The sequence below is a fragment of the Companilactobacillus bobalius genome (genome assembly GCF_009764355.1).
Map to the genome: position 1 here is coordinate 1 of NZ_LNUA01000028.1, position 2,771 is coordinate 2,771.

6 protein-coding genes are annotated in these 2,771 nt (G+C 35.0%); all 6 read right to left on the reverse strand.

From position 1 onward, the window contains the following. The coding region (locus tag ATN92_RS03780; RefSeq protein WP_199250835.1) for a hypothetical protein at positions 1–986 on the reverse strand (986 nt) is incomplete at its 3' end. Beyond that, positions 964–1,209: a phage holin gene (locus ATN92_RS03785; RefSeq protein ID WP_056951923.1), complete on the reverse strand. Its 246-nt coding sequence runs from the start codon at positions 1,207–1,209 to the stop codon at positions 964–966. The genes ATN92_RS03780 and ATN92_RS03785, both read right to left, overlap by 23 nt. Further along, positions 1,199–1,507, reverse strand: coding sequence for an ATP synthase subunit B family protein (locus tag ATN92_RS03790; protein WP_056951919.1), 309 nt, complete (start codon positions 1,505–1,507; stop codon positions 1,199–1,201). The genes ATN92_RS03785 and ATN92_RS03790 overlap by 11 nt, the downstream gene beginning before the upstream one ends. A 48-nt stretch (positions 1,508–1,555) precedes the next feature. After that, positions 1,556–1,696 (reverse strand): XkdX family protein, encoded by a 141-nt coding sequence (locus tag ATN92_RS03795; RefSeq protein ID WP_082604512.1) that lies wholly within the window; start codon positions 1,694–1,696, stop codon positions 1,556–1,558. A gap of 67 nt (positions 1,697–1,763) precedes the next feature. Beyond that, a complete protein-coding gene (locus ATN92_RS03800; protein WP_087721252.1) occupies positions 1,764–2,246 on the reverse strand; it encodes a hypothetical protein in 483 nt (160 codons plus the stop codon). Positions 2,247–2,257: 11 nt separating this feature from the next. Continuing rightward, the coding region (locus tag ATN92_RS03805; protein WP_158106622.1) for a hypothetical protein at positions 2,258–2,771 on the reverse strand (514 nt) is incomplete at its 5' end.

Genomic DNA, 2,771 nt, shown 5'->3' on the forward strand with positions numbered 1-2,771 from the left:
GATACTGCACTTTCCTGCAATTGCTTGATACTGATATTTGCGTTGCTAATATCCTGATTAACTTTAGCCATAGCTGTGCTCTGATTTTCTTGCATGTCTTTGATGGCCGTATCCGAACTACTCTTTAGATCGGCAATTACTTGGTCACTTTGAGACTTCAAATCTTTACTATCGGACTCAAATTTGGTTTGCATAGAAGCAATTGAATCGGTCAATTTCTTTTGTACGTCTGAAATTAATTGAGATACTTTAGCTTGCTGATCAGCTGTAAAACTGGTGTTGGCTTCAATAATTTGTTTCTGAATGTTATCCAAAAATGAGTTTACGGAAGCCACTTGTGCCTTGATAGACGTAATTGTAACATTCAGTTCATCACTATTATTTTCCAAATCTACTTTTTTAGCAGCTAAATCAGCGGCAATACTTTCGACATTTTCTTCAGCAGCATCTATGGCTGGTTGATACTGAGCCTTAGCATCGCTCAAAGCCTTATCCATTAGCAGCTTGAATTCATCTGGAATATTCAATCCAGCAATTTGAGATTTCATTTTTTGGATTCTTCCGAGCCAATCAGCTTCGGTGGATTTCAAAAACTTATTGATGTTTTCAAGACCCGAAATGTAGTTAACTGAAGTATCATCAAGCTGTACGCTAGGGATTATTGAGATATCAAAGCCACATGTAGTGATTTGATTATTGATCATGAAGTAGGCGTCCTGAATCTTACCGACAGATTCCGTTAAATGCTTACTTACAGGATAACTGATCACGTTTCCATTAACATTGGCTGGATCATTAGAAACAATTGTCCCATCGGGCTTTTTGGCTACAAAGGTAGCAAAATTAATCTGTAAGTTTTCGTCTCCCCCATTTGAGATAGTTGCTTCAATAATCACATCACTTTCACCTTGACGCAGAATAATTGGTTCATTATCAACTGTGTTATTTTTACGAATATCAAGGCTAATATTTGCTATTTTTGTCATATTTCTCACTCACACCATCCTTTCCTGAAGTATCATAAATTAATCCAAGTGATCCAGCTATAACCAGCAAAGTATTTACAATAGCCATAATCTGATTAATTTCATCATTAGTAATTTCCCAGCCAAATAAATGGCCAACTTGTTGGATTAATACTAAAACTAAGGAAGCCATAGATAACCACCAAGTTTTATTTTGATTTTTAATAGTTAATTTATTTTTCATGTGAATTACCTCTCTTAAATAGAGTATGAATTTGCTCTTTTATTGAAACAATATCTTCATCATGTTTATGTACATTATCGTCTAGTTCTTCAAAATGTCTCCTAAATTCATCATGTTCAAATTTTGAATCATTTTTAAAATCCTTAATTTCACTAGACAATCGATCCATAGAATCAGATAAAGGTTTAATAACCAATCGATTAAACACCCATACTAGAGCAGTGCCGATTGCCACTACTATTGATATAGCACTTGCAGCATCTTCAATCGTATTGATTATCATAAAATGTGGTGGCATAGTTCGCCTTCTTTCTGATTTTTGTACTAAAAAAGACTAGCCGAATGGCTAGCCCTCTTTAGTTGCTTGATATTCTTTTCCAGTAATGTATTTATAATCATCTTTAGAGATAATCATAGGAACATAACCAAAGATGTCGCTTTCTTTCATTGTTCCCCATCCGAATTCAATTTTTAATGCTTCTGTCATTTTTAATTACTCCTTTTAAATTATTCCGACCGCCACCACTACCAGCAAGGGAGCATGCTTTTATCGACTACTTAGCTGTGATAGTTGCTCCATCAGTTGTAGCTGTGGATGTTACATCTGTTGGTGCTTCTGGTGCTGGATTAACTCCATTTGCTTTATCCAACTTTGCAGTTAAATCTGCTACTTGCTTGGTCAAATCCGTGATCGCCATTTGTGATGTAGTCTTGTCTTGGACAGCTTGCTTAGTCATGGCCGTAACGGCTTCCTGAACTTGCTTATCCGTCAGTTGGCCATTTAATTGACCTTCAGTCAGAATTTTAATTGTATTTTTCATTTCTTCATCAGGCGTTTTGCCTGTTGATTTGTGAACTAATTTATTATCAGATTCTCTGACCGTCCATTCATACATATTTTCAATAGAAAAGGCTAGATCACTATTTTGGATTAGTGTCCAGCCCTTTTCAGTTGCCTGCATTTCAGCAGCGATATTGCTTGTATTGTTTACGCCAATGATATTTCTATCATCATCTAAATAAACTGAAATTTTCATTATTGTACCTCCTAATTTTTATAAGTATTCACTTGAATTACTGGAATTTTGAAATCACCATCCGTGTAATCACCAAATATATGTGCAGTAAGATTAATACTAAGCGTTGTATTAGGAAGTACCTTAATTGATGCTCCTCCAAAGCTTTTAATGGTGAAACCTGAAATGTTATTATAGAAGTCATCAATTTTTTCCCAAGAGTTTCCATCACTAAGTTGGGCTTGAACTTTTTTACCAATATATTGTGACAATTGGTCAGAAATATCAATTGAGCTATTAACAACTAATTTTTCTTTAGGAATCTTAATTGGTGTTAAACCGACTGATGATAAATCAAAACGAATATTACGATTTCCAAAGCTTGGGCCACTGAGAGTATCTGAAGTTAGATTGCTTAAAGTGATTAAAAGGCCATCTTGTACATTATCATAATTTGTTGACGGACCCGATAGCAAAATACTTCCAACTGCTGAACCACTAAACAGATTTAAAGTGGATGGCAATTGTGATACTTGGCTTGAAGAA

What these genes read in the sequence shown, in the direction of transcription:
- ATN92_RS03785 (WP_056951923.1), bottom strand. Translation starts at nt 1,209, where the DNA reads ATGAAAAATAAATTAACTATTAAAAATCAAAATAAAACTTGGTGGTTA.
- ATN92_RS03790 (WP_056951919.1), bottom strand. Translation starts at nt 1,507, where the DNA reads ATGCCACCACATTTTATGATAATCAATACGATTGAAGATGCTGCAAGT.
- ATN92_RS03795 (WP_082604512.1), bottom strand. Translation starts at nt 1,696, where the DNA reads ATGACAGAAGCATTAAAAATTGAATTCGGATGGGGAACAATGAAAGAA.
- ATN92_RS03800 (WP_087721252.1), bottom strand. Translation starts at nt 2,246, where the DNA reads ATGAAAATTTCAGTTTATTTAGATGATGATAGAAATATCATTGGCGTA.